We start from the raw sequence: 13297 nt of genomic DNA, 5'->3' as shown, positions 1-13297 counted from the left end.
CCTCCGACGGGTCATGGCACCCTCCGGTGGCCGAACGCCTCGGACCGAACCAGCGCTCGCAGCAACGTGGGGAAGTGGCCGTCCGCCTCGACGAAGCGGGCCTGCACGACCTCGAGGGTCGGTGCGTCGTCGGGGGTCTCGGGGCGGCCGAGGGCGTAGCGAAACCACTGCGTGGCGTAGCAGCGGTGCACCTGCTCGCTGCCCGCGAGCGCCTCGGCCAGCGCCACCGGACCGTCGAGCGTCCCCTGGAGGTCGCTGTCCTCCACCCAGGCGGTGGCATCGATGGGGTTGCCGGCGAGATCCTCGAAGCGGAACGCGCCCATCGCATCGTAGGGCTCGAAGGCCAGCCCCACCGGATCGATGAGCGCATGGCAGGCCGCACAGGCGGGGTCCTCGGCGTGCTGCTCGAGCTGGTCGCGCTGCGAGCGGCCGGGGGCCGGGTCGGATGGCGGCGGCATGGGGACTTGCGGCGGAGCGGCGGCCAGCGCGTCGCACAGCAGCCGCCGTCGCACGAGCGTACCGCGGGCCACCGGATCGCTGCGCTCGGCCTTGGCGTGGGTGGCCAGCACCGGCAGCAGGGTGAGCACGCCCGCGCGACGCGTGGGCTCGAGCGCCACGGGCGACCAATCCGCGGGGAGCTGGTGGGGAAGCCGCTCGGGCGGCACGGCGGTGGGGCCGGCGTCGTCGCCGTACCAGAGCGCGAGCGCGGGGGGGACGAAGGTGGTGCGATGCAGCAGCAAGGTCGGCAGGCGACCGTCTCCGCGCAGCAGCGTGGCCTCCACGAAGGCCTCGAACTCCCGCTGCAGCAGCGGTCGCAGGGCAGGATCGAAGGTGGGGAACACGTTGCGGTCCTTGTCGAGGACGGGCAAGTCGTCCAGCTCGAGCCACTGGCGATGGAAGTCGAGCAGACCTCGAGCGGCCCTGGGATCGGCGAGCATGCGGTCGAGCTGCCGACCTCGCCCAAGCGGGTCGCGCAGGCGCCCGGCCGCCGCCTCGGCCCACAGCGCCTCGTCCGGCAATGACGACCACACGAGGTACGACAGGCGAGCGGCGAGCTCGTGGTCGGTCAGGCGCAGGACGGCGGGGTCCTCGGTGGGCTCGCCACGCTCGATGCGGTAGAGGAAGTCGGGGGCTTGCAGCAGCGCCGACAGGGTGCGGCGCAGGGCGGCGTCGGTGGGATCGTCGTCGACCTCGGCCGGCACGGGGGTGGGCTCGACCAGGGCGTGGAGGGTCGCGACGTCCTCGGGGGACAGCGGCCGTCGCCAGGCGCGAGGGGCCAGGGCATCGATCCACTCGTGGAGGCAGGCGGGCTCGGGATCGAGCTGCCCGAGGCACGGATGCAGGTGCTCGCGACGGGCCACGGCGGCGTCGGCGATGGTCTCGGCGGCGCGCTCGAGCTGCTGCGCGGCGAGGGTGGTCGTGGGCACCGTGGCGTTGCTGGCGAAGCCGCCGTGCTCGTCGTCGGGCGGGAGCAGCTCGCGTACGTCGAGCGTGGGAGGCAGCGCATCGCCGAGCAGGTCGTGCACCGTGTGGTGGAGCTGGTTGCGGGTGAGCCGGCGCAGCGGAGCGGCGAGGGTCTGAGGCGGTGCGGCGAGCAACGGCGGGTCGTGCCGCGATGGAGGCGCGTCCGCATCGGGGAGGTCGTCGCCGCAGGCCGTGGCGAGCGGCAGCAGCAGGCACGGGCCGAGCACGCGGCGAGCGAGGGCGACCAGAGCGAGGCGGTGCATGACGCCCGCCCCCTAGAGTGGCGTCCCGAACGTCTGCGTCCAGTAGTGCCCCAACGGATCGGTCTGCGTGAACACGTACCCCACGCCGATCTCGGTGTAGTCGGGGCTGAGGATGTTGGCGCAGTGTCCGGGGCTCAGCAGCCAGCCGTCGACCACCTCCTGCGGCGTGGTCTGACCGGCCGCGATGTTCTCCCCCGAGGCGCGAAACGAGTAGCCGGCCAGCTCGATGCGATCGAAGGGATCGAGCCCGTCGGGGTTGACGTGATCGAAGAAGCCACGCTGGATCATGTCGAGGCTGTGCACCCGTGCGGCGCAGCGCAGCCGTGACTCCATGGCGAGCGGACCGGTCGCGTCGAAGCTGCCCCCGTTGCCGCAATCGCCTCCGTGCGCGCGGGCCAGGTTCACGCGCTCGACCACCTCGCGCTCGAACGCCCGCCACCCTTCGTCCCAGCCGGCCACGTCCGCGCAGTAGTCGATGTCGGGCACGTCGGCCGCGGCCGGAGGCTCGCCCCCGCTCGAGTCGTCACCCGGTCCGTCCACGGCGCCGCTCTCCGACGCGCCGTCGTCGCCCGGCTCGTCGTCTCCCCCACACGCGACCGCCCAGCCGAGCCACGACGCCAGGCCAATGCGATGCCCCAACTTCGCTCCGCGCTGCATGCCCCCACGGTAGGCCAGGGACCGAAGGTCCAACAAGCCTTGCTTGTCGGGGTCCCCGGCGGCAGGCTCGGTCGCTGCCCCACGGGCCCCGCCTGCCCCACCTTCCCTCGGGGCCTGCCCGCCCCCGCGCACGGCGTACGGGATGAAGGTCTACAGGAGCAATCGCGTCGAGGCCCTGCTCGACGCCCTCACCGAGGTGCTGCGCGAGCCCGTGGCGGGCCCGCTGCACCCCGAGCCCGTGATGGTGCACAGCCGCGCCATGGCGGTGTGGCTGTCGATGCGCCTGGCCGAGCGCTTCGACGGCTGGGTGGGCGGCAGCTTCCCGTTCCCGCGCCGCTTCGTGCAGGAGCTGTTCACCACGGTGCTGGGACCGCGCACCGACGCCGAGCCGGCGGGCGACCTCACCGCGGCGTTCGAGCGCAAGCGCCTGTTGTGGTCGGTGCTGGCGGCGCTGCCCGAGCTGCTGCCCACGCCACCGTTCGAGGAGCTGCGACGCTACGTCGCCGACGACTCGCGCGGGCAGGCGCGCTTCCAGCTCGCGCAGCGGATCGCCGAGGTGCTCGATCGCTACGCGGTCTATCGCCCGCGCATGGTGCTGGCCTGGGACGACGGCGAGGAGGACCACTGGCAGGCCCGTCTGTGGCGAACGATCGTGGCCCGCCAGGGACCCGACCACCCACCCGCGCTGGCGCGCAACGTGTTCCGCCGTCTCGACGGGGGCGACTTCGACCGCGATGCCCTGCCCGCACGCGTGTGCGTGTTCGGAGTGTCCACCTTGCCCCCGTTCTACGTGCAGGTGCTCGGCGCGCTGTCGCGCCACGTGCCCGTGCACATGTTCGCGCTGTCGCCGAGCCACGAGTACTGGGCCGAGCTGCGCTCGGGACGGGAGGCCCTGCGCGCACTACGGGACCCGGCGAGCGGGTCGGATGGAGGACCCCTCGCCGGACCAATCGCAGACCAGGGCAACCCGCTGCTGGCCTCGTTCGGCGCGGTCGGCCGCGACTTCCAGCTGGTGCTCGAGCGCGAGCTCGACTACGAGGAGGCCGAGCCCTCGCTCTACCGCGAGCCTCCCACCCGCACCATGCTCGGCCAGCTGCAGGCCGACGTGCTGCACCTGCGTCACCGCGGGGGCGAGGTACGCGACCCCGATGATCCGCGCGCCCGCCTGACCACGCCACCCCCCAAGGTGGTCGAGCCCGATGATCGCTCGATCACGTTCCACGCCTGCCACTCGCCCATGCGCGAGGTCGAGGTGCTGCACGACCAGCTGCTCGATCTGCTGTCCGGGCCCAGCGCCCAGGGCATCGCGCCGCACCAGGTGGTGGTGCTGATGGCCGACGTGGACACGTATGCGCCCCTGGTCGAGGCGGTGTTCGAACGCGACCACCGCGAGCCGAGCTTCATCCCCTACTGCATCGCCGATCGCTCGGTGCGCGCCGAGAGCCCCACCATCGAGGCCTTCCACCGCCTGCTGGGGCTGGTGGGCAGCCGCGTCACCGTCTCGGAGGTCCTCGATCTCATCGCGGTCGAGGCGGTGCACACCCGCTTCGAGATCACGGCCGAGGATCTCGACACCATCACCGAGTGGGTGGGCGCCGCAGGCGTGCGCTGGGGGGTCGATGGACAGCACCGCGGCGAGCACGGCCAGCCGCGCTACGACCAGAACACCTGGCGCTTCGGGCTGCAGCGCCTGCTGCTCGGCTATGGGCTGCCCGGCGGCAACCGCATGACCTTCGCGGGCGTGCTGCCCTACGACGAGATCGAGGGCCAGGACGCGGAGCTCTTGGGCAAGCTCGCGGAGCTGTGCGAGCGGCTGTTCACCCACCTCACCCAGCTCGACCGCCCCCGCACCCCCGAGGGCTGGCAAGAGGCGCTGACCGCCCTCGCCGACGACATGCTCTCGACCCAGGGCCTCGCCGCGTGGGAGCACCAGCAGCTGCGGCGCGCCATCGAGGGGTTGGTCACCGACGCGGCCGCGGCCGGGTTCGACGGGACGATCCCGCTGCCGTCGATGCGGGTGCTGGTGGAGGAGCGGCTCGAAGAAGAGCGCCCCGCCCAGCGCTTCCTGGCCGGCGGCGTGACCTTCTGCGCCATGCTCCCCATGCGCACGATCCCGTTCGAGGTGGTGTGCATGCTCGGGATGAGCGACGGTGCGTTCCCCCGCACCGGTCGCACCGTGGGCTTCGATCTGATGGCCCAGCGCCCGCGCCCCGGCGACCGCTCGCGGCGTGCCGACGATCGCTACCTGTTCCTCGAGGCGCTCCTGGCCGCGCGCCGCCGCGTGATCATCAGCTACGTGGGGCAGAGCATCCAGGACAACGCCGACCTGCCGCCGTCGGTGGTGGTCAGCGAGCTGCTCGACGTGCTCGAGGAGTCGTTCGTGACCCGCGACGAGCCCGGCCCCGGCCGCCTGCGCCAGCAGCTGGTGCTGCGCCACCCCATGCAGCCGTTCTCGCCGCGCTACTTCGGAGCCGACGCCGACCCTCGGCTGTGGAGCTACGCCGCCGCCTACGAGGACGGCGCACGCGCGCTGCACACGGGTACCGAGGGACGCCCGCGCATCGAGCTGTTCGACGCGCTGCTGCCCCCGCCGCCTCAAGAGGAGCAGGAGCGGCCGCTGCCCCTCGACCGCCTGGTGCGGTTCTTCCAGCAGCCGGCCGCCGAGCTGCTCAAGCGCCGGCTGGGCATCAACCTCAGCGAGTGGGTCCGCGACCGCAGCGATCGCGAGCCGATGGAGCTCGACACCCTCGAGCAGTGGAAGGCCGGCACCGAGATCCTCGAGCACCGCCTCGACGAGCTGCCCGCGCTGCGCTCGCGCGAGCTCCTGCGCGCGATGGGCCTGCTGCCGCTGGGCGCCGCCGGCGACTCGCTCTACGAGGCGATCGCGCTCGACACCGATCCGATCGCGGCGGTGGCTCGACGGCTGCGCGTGGGACCGCGGCTGCCCAACCTCAGCCTCGATCTGTCGCTCCCCACCCTGCGCCTGGTGGGCCAGCTCGACCGTCGCTGGCCCGCGGCCATGGTGCGGGCCCAGTACGGCCAGATCCGGGCCAAGCACCTGCTCGACGCGTGGATCCGCCACCTGACCCTGTGCGCGCTGCGGCCCGACGACCAGACCCCGCGCACGGTGCTGGTGGGCCGCCCCGAGAAGCCCGGCGGGGCACGGGTCTGCCGGATGCAGCCCGTCCCCGACGCGACCGAGCGGCTCGACGAGCTGGCGCGCCTGTACCTGGCCGGTCAGCAGCGCCCGCTGCTGTTGTTCCCGCGCTCCTCGCTGGCCTACGTGCAAGCGCTCCGGGAGGGCAAGGACGACGCCGAGGCGCGGATGATCGCCCACTCGGAGTGGACGGGCCGTGGCCACACCGAGAACGACGACCCCCACCTCGCGCGGATCTTCGGCGATCTCGATCCACTGCAAGAAGGCTTCTCGCTGCTCGATCCCCCGCTCCTGGGCGGTGACTTCGCCTCGCTGTCGCGGCGGGTGTTCAATCCCCTGCTCGAGCACCTGCAGGAGGGCGAGGACGAGTGAGCGCGCCGGCACGGGGCTTCGATCCCCTGGGCACCAGCCTCGACGGGACCAACCTCATCGAGGCCAGCGCGGGCACGGGCAAGACCTACGCCATCGCGACGCTGTTCTTGCGCCTGATGCTCGAGCGGGGCCTGGGCGTGGATCAGATCCTGGTGGTCACGTTCACCGAGGCCGCCGCGGCCGAGCTGCGCGATCGCGTGCGTGCGCGGCTGCGGGCGGCGCTCGAGACCTATCGTACGGAGCGAGCCCCCGATCCGCTGCTCGCCGCGCTGGTCGCTCGGCGTCGCGCCGCCGGCCATGCCGAGCTCGATCGCGAGCGCCTGACCCTGTCGCTGCGCTCGTTCGACGAGGCCCCGATCTCCACCATCCATGGGTTCTGCAACCGCGTGCTGCACGACTCGGCGTTCGAGAGCGGGGTTGCGTTCGACACCGAGCTCATCATCGACGACGAGCCGGTCGTCGATCAGGTGCTGTGCGACTTCTGGGCCCGCGAGCTCTACGGCTCGGACGCCCGCTTCGTGCGGCACCTGCACCGCGAGAACCTCTCGCCCGAGCGCCTGATGCCGCTGGCGCGCCTGTGCCTGCGCCACATCGACGCGCCCGTGGTCCCCGAGCGCGTCGAGCTCGCCGACCTGCCCCCCGCCACCGCCTACGCCGAGGCCTACCAGCAAGTCCGCGAGCTGTGGTGGCGCGACCGCGACGAGATCAAGGCGCTCTTGCTGGGCTTCCCCTACCTGAACAAGGCCCGCTACCGCAAGGACGACATGCCCATGTGGTTCCTCGCCATGGATGCGTTCCTGCGCAGCGAGGAGCCCGGGCCCGAGCTCGGCTCGGTGGGCTTCGAGAAGTTCCTGCCCGACGCCCTGGCCAAGGCCACCTCGGTCAAGCACACGCGCGCGGGGGGAACCCCGCCCCAGCACGAGTTCTTCGGCGCCTGCGCCCGGCTGCACGCCGCCAAGCTGCCGCTCGAGGACGATCACCGCGAGCGCGAGGTGGAGCTGCGCCGCCGCCTGGTCGCGCACCTCCGCCGCGAGGTCCCGCGACGCAAGGTGGCGCTCTGCGTGCAGTCGTTCGACGACCTGCTGCAGCGGCTCGACAAGGCCCTGCGCGGGCGGGCTGGACGCAAGCTGGCCGAGCAGGTGCGCAAGCGCTACCGAGCCGCGCTGATCGACGAGTTCCAGGACACCGATCCGATCCAGTACCGGATCTTCCGCACGCTCTACGGCGGCACCAAGCAGCCGCTGTTCCTCATCGGCGATCCCAAGCAGGCGATCTACGGGTTCCGCGGGGCCGACGTGTTCACGTACCTGCGCGCGGGCAAGGCCGCGGGCTCGCAGCGCTTCACCATGGACACCAACTGGCGCTCCGACCCGCCGCTGCTGGCCGCGGTGGAGCGGCTGTTCGACGTGCGGCGCCCGTTCCTGCTCGAGGACATCGGCTTTCCTCCCGTGCGCCCGCGCCCGGGAGCCGCGGCGGCGCTGTGGGTCGACGGCGAGCCGCTGCCCGCGTTCGAGCTCAAGGTACAGCCACGGGCGACCGCCCACGTGCGCACCAAGCAGATCACGGCCGACTGGGCCGAGCACAACATCCCGGCGCTCGTCGCCGCCGACGTGTCGCGCCTGCTGGCCCAGGGGGTGACCCTCGACACCGGGTCGGGCACGCGACCGCTGCATGCAGGCGACGTGGCCGTGCTGGTGCGCAAGAACGATCAGGCGCTCCGGGTGCAGCGCGAGCTGCGACGCCTGGGCATTCCCGGCGTGGTCTACGGCGACGCCACCGTGTTCGACACCCCCGAGGCCGACGAGCTCTACCGCGTGCTGGGGGCGGTGGCCGAGCCCACCCGCAGCGCGCTCCTGCGAGCCGCGATCACCACCGAGCTGTTCGGAGTCAGCGCCAACGCGCTCGAGGCCATGGCCGACGACGACGACACCGAGTGGAACCGGTGGATCGACGACTTTCGGCGCTGGCACGAGCAGTGGGTCGAGCGGGGCTTCGTGCAGATGTTCCGAGCGCTCATGTCCGAGCGCAGCACCCAGGCGCGGCTGCTGGCCATGCTCGACGGGGAGCGTCGCATGACCAACCTCCTGCACCTCGCCGAGCTGCTCCACACCGCCAGCACCAGGGAGCACCTGGGGCCGGCGGGGCTGCTGCGGTGGTTCCAGCAGCAGCGACGCACTCGCTCGGGCCTGGTCGAGGCGGTCAAGCTCCGGCTCGAGCGCGACGACCAGGCCGTCCAGCTCATCACCATCCATCGCAGCAAGGGCCTCGAGTTCCCGGTGGTCTACTGCCCCTATCTCTGGGACGGCGGCGGGCTGTTCGCCGACGAGGAGGACAACCTGCTCTTTCACGATCCGAAGGACGACGATCGCCTCAAGATCGACGTGCGGCGCAAGGGCGGTCGCAAGGAGCGCGACGAGGACCCGCACATCGCGATCGCCCGGCGCGAGAAGGCGGCCGAGAACCTGCGGCTGCTCTACGTGGCGGTCACCCGCGCGCGGCACCGCTGCGTGGTGGTGTGGGGCGGGTTCTACCGCAGCCACCACTCACCGCTGGGCTACCTGCTGGGCTCACCCCTCGTGTCCGAGGACGTGCCGTGGGATCCGGAGGAGATCGCGGCCAAGCTCAAGGATCAGGACGAGGACCAGATGATGGCGTGGCTGCGGCAGCGCAGCGCGGGCGCCTGGGCGATCTCCGCGCTCGACGAGGGCGAGGCGATCCCCTATCAGACGCCGCCGGCCGCCGACATCGAGCTGCTGGCGCGGCGCCCGGCGGTGGCGATCGACCGCAGCCGCCGCACCGCGAGCTTCACCACCATGATCGCCGATCGCGAGCAGCCCCGAGGCGAGGCCAGCGAGGGCCGCGATCGCGACGAGCGAGCCCCCGACGCCCCCCGCCCCGGCTCGCCCCCGACCGCCGAGGGAACCATCCCCCTGGCCGAGTTTCCCCGCGGCGCAAAGGCGGGCAATTTCTTCCACGACGTGCTCGAGAACCTCGACTTCCAGGCGCCGCCGGACGAGCGCGACGCCTTGCTCGACGCCAAGCTGCTCGCCTACGGCTACGCGCGACAGGGCTTTGGCGAGCCGGTCAAGGCCGCGCTGCACGGGGTGCTCCACACCCCGCTCGTCGCCGACGACCCCACGCTGTGCCTTCACGGCGTGAGCCAGCCGCGGCGCCGCAACGAGCTCGAGTTCATCCTGCCCACCGCCGGCGGCGAGCAGGACGACGCGATCGCGCTCACCCGCGAGCGCCTGGCTGCGATGTTTCGACGCCACGGGCAGGGGCTCCCGCCCGGCTACCCCGAGCAGGTCGATCGCCTGGGCTTCTCTCCGCTGCGCGGGTTCCTCAAGGGCTTCATCGACCTGGTGTTCGTGCACCGCGATCGCTGGTTCCTCGTGGACTACAAGACCAACCACCTCGGCGACGACCTCTCCTCCTATGCGTCCAAGCAGCTCGGGCAGGTGATGGTCGAGGATCACTACGTGCTGCAGTACCACCTCTACACGGTCGCGCTGGTCCGCCACCTGCGACGCACCCTGCGCGGGTTCTCCTACGAGCGGGACTTCGGCGGGGTGCTCTACCTGTTCCTGCGCGGGATGACCCCGGCGGCCGGGCCCACGCGCGGCGTGTTCTTCGATCGACCGCCGGTGGCCCGCATCGACGCGCTGTCGGACCTCTTGCGGGGAGGGCCGCTGTCGTGACGCCGCTCTTGCAGCGCTTGCTCGACGCCGGCGTGCTCTCGGTGCTCGACATGCACTTCGCCCGGGGGCTGGCGCGGCTGCACCCCGACGAGCCCGAGTCGGTGTTCCTGGGCGCCGCGCTGGCCAGCCGCGCCGTGCGGCACGGGCACGTGTGCGCCGACCTGCACCGCGTGCTGTCGCAGCCGCTGCTCGACGAGGAGGGCCAGCCGCTGGACGTCGTGCTCCCCGGGCTCTCGGTGTGGGCCATGGATCTCTCCGCCAGCCCCCTGGTGAGCGCGGGGGAGCGCCCCACCCCGCTGGTGTTCGACGGCGGGGCTCGGCTCTACCTCGCCAGGTACTGGCGCTACCAGACCGCGCTGGCCAAGGGCCTGCGCGAGCGGGTGGAGCGACGACCGGGCGACGTGGATCCCGGCCAGCTGGGCGATGGCCTCGACCGCCTGTTCTCCGAACGCGGCGAGCACCAGGCCGATCCCTGGCAGCGCCTGGCCGCCGTGGTGGCCGCCCAGCGTGGACTCACCGTGATCTCGGGCGGGCCGGGCACGGGCAAGACCAGCACCGTGGTGCGGATCCTGGCGCTGCTGCAGGAGCAGGCGCTGGCGCGGGGCGATCGTCCCCTGCGGATGCAGCTGTTCGCGCCCACCGGCAAGGCGGCGGCGCGACTGGGCGAGGCGATCAGCGAGCGGCTGCAGGCGCTGCCGATCGACGACGCCGTGCGCCGATCGATCCCCACCCAGCCGTCCACGATCCACCGCGGGCTGGGCTTTCGCCCCTCGACCCCCACGCACTTCACCCACGACTCGACCAATCCGCTGCCGGTCGACCTGGCCCTGGTCGACGAGGCCTCGATGGTCGACCTGGCCCTCATGGCCAAGCTCGTCGACGCCGTGCCTCCGGGCGCGCGCCTGGTGCTCCTGGGCGACAAGAACCAGCTGGCCTCGGTGGAGGCCGGGGCCATCCTCGGCGACGTGTGCCGCACCGACGCGCGGCCGGGCTACTCGCCGCAGTTTCGCCAGGAGCTGCAGCGCGTGGCAGGGCAGCGCGGTCTCCCCGAGGATCCGCGCGAGGCGGGAACCCCGGGCATCGGCGACTGCATCGTCGAGCTCGCGCACAGCTATCGGTTCTCGGCCGAGGGCGGGATCGGGGGCCTGGCTCGCGCCGTCAATCGCGGCGACGGCGAGGCCACGGTGCGGGCGCTCGGCGAGCCCGTCCCACCCGACCGCGTGGGCACGCACGCGGGCGCCGTGGCGTGGGTGGAGCTGTCGGAGCAGGACGAGCTGTCCGAGATCCTGCGACCGGCGGTGCTCGAGGGCTTCGAGGGCCTGATGCGGGGCCGCGAGCCCGAGGAGCGCCTGGAGGCGCTCGGGCGCTTTCGCCTGCTGTCGCCCCATCGCCAGGGCCGCTACGGGGTCCTCGCGATCAACCGCCTCGTGGAGGAGCTGCTGTCACGGGCCGGGCTCATCAGCACGCGCGACGTCTGGTACGACGGGCGGCCGGTGATCGTGACCGAGAACGATCACCAGCTCGAGCTCTACAACGGCGACGTGGGCTTCACGCACCGCGACGCGCATGGGCAGACGCGGGTGGTGTTCGGCACCGCCGGCGGCGGGCTGCGCTGGCTGGCCCCCGCCCGGCTGCCGCCCCACGAGACCGTGTTCGCGATGACCGTGCACAAGAGCCAGGGCTCCGAATTCGAGCGCGTGGCGCTCTGCCTGCCCGCCGCGGTCTCACCCGTGCTCACGCGCGAGCTGGTCTACACGGCGATCACCCGCGCCCGCAAGCAGATCGTGGTGTACGGCACGCCGCAGGTGCTCGAGGAGGCGGTGCGGCGGCGGATCGACCGCGCCTCGGGCCTGCGCGAGGCGCTTTGGGGAGGGTGACGAGTCGCCGCGATCTTTTTCTTCGACCCATGTCGAGAACCCGGGCTCGGCTGCGACTACCCCCCGAACCCGGCACCCGAGCCCGGTGCACTCACCCCGAACCCACGAAGGACGGCAATCCCATGAAGTACATGCTGATGATGAACACCCCCAGCGGCGGCCCCTACCAGATCGCGAAGTGGCCGCCCCACGACATCCAGGCGCACATCGAGTTCATGAAGCAGCTCGCGATGGACCTCTCGACCTCGGGTGAGCTGGTGGCCGCCGAGGGTCTGGCCGGCCCCGAGCAGGCCAAGCTCGTCCGCGCCAGCCACGACGGCATGCCGATCACCGATGGCGTGTTCCCCGAGACCAAGGAATTCCTCGCCGGCTTCTGGATCGTCGACGTGGAGGGCCCCGAGCGCGCCTACCAGATCGCGGCCAAGGCCTCGACCGCCCCCGGGCCCGGCGGTGAGCCGCTCTACCTTGGCATCGAGGTGCGACAGGTGATGAGCGCCCCGCCCCAAGACATGCCGTGACCCTGCCCACCGAGCCCCTCGCGATCGAGCCCCTGCTGCGTCGGCTGGCGCCGCAGGTGCTCGGCGTGGTCGCTCGCCGCATCCGCGACTTCACGGCCGCCGAGGATGCCGTGCAGGAGGCCCTGCTCGCGGCCGCACGACAGTGGCCACACGAGGGCCTGCCCCGCGATCCGCGGGCCTGGCTCGTGCACGTGGCTTCGCGACGCTTCGCCGATCTCCTGCGTCGCGAGGCCGCCCGCGCCCGTCGCGAGTCGATCGTGGTGAGCCTGGTCCCCCCCGAGGACCAGCTGGCCGCCGCACTCGATCGTGGGATCGCGCCCGAGCACGACGACACGCTCGTGCTGCTGTTCCTGTGCTGCCATCCCGCGTTGACCACCGCGTCCGCGATCGCGCTCACCCTGCGAGCAGTGGGCGGGCTCACCACCGCCGAGATCGCCCGCGCCTTCCTCGTCCCCGAGGCCACCATGGCGCAGCGCATCAGCCGGGCCAAGCAGGCCATCAAGGGCTCGGGCGCACCGTTCTCGCTGCCCACTCCCGACGAGCGCCCGGCGCGACTGCGTGCGGTCCTCCATGTGCTCTACCTGGGATTCAACGAGGGCTACATGGCCAGCGCCGGCGCGGCGCTGCACCGCCGTGATCTGTCGAACGAGGCGATCCGACTGACCCGCCTGCTCCAAGAGCGCCTGCCCGACGACGGCGAGGTCACCGGCCTGCTCGCGCTCATGCTCCTGACCGACGCCCGCCGGGCCGCCCGAGCCGGACCGGCAGGCGAGCTGGTGCCCCTCGACGCACAGGATCGGAGCCGCTGGGACCGCGCCGCAATCGCCGAGGGCGTGGCACTCGTCGACCATGCCTTCTCCCGCGGACCCCCGGGCCCCTACGCCCTCCAGGCTGCGATCGCAGCGCTGCACGACGAGGCCCCCTCGCTCGAGACCACCGACTGGCCGCAGATCCTCGCGCTCTACGAGGTGCTCGAGCGCATGGCCGGCGGTCCCATGGTCACCCTCAGCCGTGCGATCGCGATCGCGATGGTGCATGGCCCATCTGCGGGGCTCGAGCTGCTGGCCACGCTCGACGACGACCCCACGGTCGCCCAGCACCACCGCCTGCACGCCACGCGGGCCCACCTCTTCGAGCGCGCGAACGATCCAGAGGCCGCGATCGCCGGCTACCAGCGCGCGGCCGAGCTGACCGCGAGCGTCCCCGAGCGCGACTACCTGCGCATGCGAGCGGCACGGCTTCGGAGCCAGCTCGAGCGCCCGTCTCGAGTCCCTGGTTGACGGGAGCTCCA

7 protein-coding genes are annotated in these 13297 nt (G+C 72.4%); 5 read left to right on the top strand and 2 right to left on the bottom strand.

From position 1 onward, the window contains the following. Positions 1-11: 11 nt before the first annotated feature. Positions 12-1727, bottom strand: a complete 1716-nt coding sequence (locus tag OEB96_RS16830) for a DUF1592 domain-containing protein (protein WP_266216958.1) — start codon at positions 1725-1727, stop codon at positions 12-14. A 12-nt stretch (positions 1728-1739) separates the two neighbouring features. Then, positions 1740-2384, bottom strand: coding sequence for a CAP domain-containing protein (locus OEB96_RS16825; RefSeq protein WP_266216957.1), 645 nt, complete (start codon positions 2382-2384; stop codon positions 1740-1742). A gap of 142 nt (positions 2385-2526) precedes the next feature. Here OEB96_RS16825 and recC point away from each other — a divergent pair, with 142 nt between their 5' ends. The 5 genes from recC to OEB96_RS16800 all read left to right on the top strand — a co-directional run bounded on the left by recC (position 2527) and on the right by OEB96_RS16800 (position 13286). Continuing rightward, complete coding sequence (gene recC / locus OEB96_RS16820) at positions 2527-5913, top strand: exodeoxyribonuclease V subunit gamma (RefSeq protein WP_266216956.1); 3387 nt, start codon at positions 2527-2529, stop codon at positions 5911-5913. Then, positions 5910-9611, top strand: coding sequence for an exodeoxyribonuclease V subunit beta (gene recB, locus OEB96_RS16815; RefSeq protein WP_266216955.1), 3702 nt, complete (start codon positions 5910-5912; stop codon positions 9609-9611). The genes recC and recB overlap by 4 nt, the downstream gene beginning before the upstream one ends. Beyond that, on the top strand, positions 9608-11488 hold the full coding sequence (gene recD, locus OEB96_RS16810; RefSeq protein ID WP_266216954.1) for an exodeoxyribonuclease V subunit alpha: 1881 nt from the start codon (positions 9608-9610) through the stop codon (positions 11486-11488). The genes recB and recD overlap by 4 nt, the downstream gene beginning before the upstream one ends. Positions 11489-11610: 122 nt before the next feature. Then, positions 11611-12006, top strand: coding sequence for a YciI family protein (locus OEB96_RS16805; protein ID WP_266216953.1), 396 nt, complete (start codon positions 11611-11613; stop codon positions 12004-12006). Next, positions 12003-13286 (top strand): RNA polymerase sigma factor, encoded by a 1284-nt coding sequence (locus OEB96_RS16800; RefSeq protein ID WP_266216952.1) that lies wholly within the window; start codon positions 12003-12005, stop codon positions 13284-13286. Before OEB96_RS16805 ends, OEB96_RS16800 begins: the two co-directional genes overlap by 4 nt. The last annotated feature ends 11 nt before the right edge of the window (positions 13287-13297 follow it).

The sequence above is a fragment of the Paraliomyxa miuraensis genome (assembly GCF_026337845.1).
GTDB lineage: Bacteria > Myxococcota_A > Polyangia > Nannocystales > Nannocystaceae > Paraliomyxa > Paraliomyxa miuraensis.
Note: the sequence above shows the minus strand (reverse complement) of the source record. Positions and strands in the feature narration are given on the sequence as shown.

What these genes read in the sequence shown, in the direction of transcription:
- recC (WP_266216956.1), top strand. Translation starts at nt 2,527, where the DNA reads ATGAAGGTCTACAGGAGCAATCGCGTCGAGGCCCTGCTCGACGCCCTC.
- OEB96_RS16825 (WP_266216957.1), bottom strand. Translation starts at nt 2,384, where the DNA reads ATGCAGCGCGGAGCGAAGTTGGGGCATCGCATTGGCCTGGCGTCGTGG.
- OEB96_RS16805 (WP_266216953.1), top strand. Translation starts at nt 11,611, where the DNA reads ATGAAGTACATGCTGATGATGAACACCCCCAGCGGCGGCCCCTACCAG.
- OEB96_RS16830 (WP_266216958.1), bottom strand. Translation starts at nt 1,727, where the DNA reads ATGCACCGCCTCGCTCTGGTCGCCCTCGCTCGCCGCGTGCTCGGCCCG.